Source organism: Mesorhizobium sp. M2C.T.Ca.TU.002.02.1.1 (genome assembly GCF_003997225.1).
Window position 1 is genome coordinate 1 of record NZ_RZTO01001387.1, and the last position, 766, is coordinate 766.

The window sequence follows — 766 nt, forward strand, 5'->3', positions numbered from 1 at the left end:
AGGCTAGCCCCGACGGCGTGCTTGCGACGCGCAACAGCTGACACCTATGGGCGGCAAGACAATCAAGACATGACTTCGTGGCAACCAGGCCGCGCGGCTCGACGGCAGCATCGCTGTCCGGCTGGAAACGAGAGGGCAAACGCGTGAGCAAGCAAGACGAGCTGATCAGCAAATATGCGGCGGACCTGAGGGTCAAGTGCGGCCTTACGGCGGACATGGATCTCCTGACGAAAGTGACGAAGGGCTGCGGCCCGGCGATCTACGACAAGGATGCATCCACCGTCTCGGCCTCGGACAAGGAGGAACTGGAACGGGTCAAGAAGAATTTCCTCGTCAAAAGACTGGGGCTGGCCGACGATGCCGGCCTGGATGCGGGGCTCGCCAGGGTTATCGACCAGTACGGCCGGACCAACCGCAACAAACATCGCGCGGTCTTCTACTATCTGCTCGTCAAGCATTTCAGGCGCGAGAGCGTCTTCGCCTGACGGCGGAAGCAGGCAAATGGGGCAGAGCAATTCCAGGAAGAGTGCGTGCGGTTAAGTTCGGCGCTTGCGCCGTAACCTTCCGTCCGGAATTGCGTCCAAACAAGGAGATAGGGCGGTTCGCCGTTTCCATGGAACGGTGAAACGCCCCTAAAAGGAGATGGGGATGCTGAAAGAATTCCAGGAATTCATTTCCAAGGGCAATGTGATGGACTTGGCCGTCGGCGTCATCATCGGCGCCGCCTTCTCCAAGATCGTCGATTCGCTCGTCAACGACATCATCA

At 59.0% G+C, this 766-nt stretch carries 2 protein-coding genes; both read left to right on the forward strand.

Annotated elements, in window-relative coordinates; all coding sequences use genetic code 11:
• The first annotated feature begins 143 nt into the window (after positions 1-143).
• Positions 144-485, forward strand: coding sequence for a DUF2853 family protein (locus tag EOD07_RS36265; RefSeq protein ID WP_127238497.1), 342 nt, complete (start codon positions 144-146; stop codon positions 483-485).
• 163 nt (positions 486-648) lie between these two features.
• The coding region (locus EOD07_RS36270) for an MscL family protein (RefSeq protein WP_206519673.1) at positions 649-766 on the forward strand (118 nt) is incomplete at its 3' end.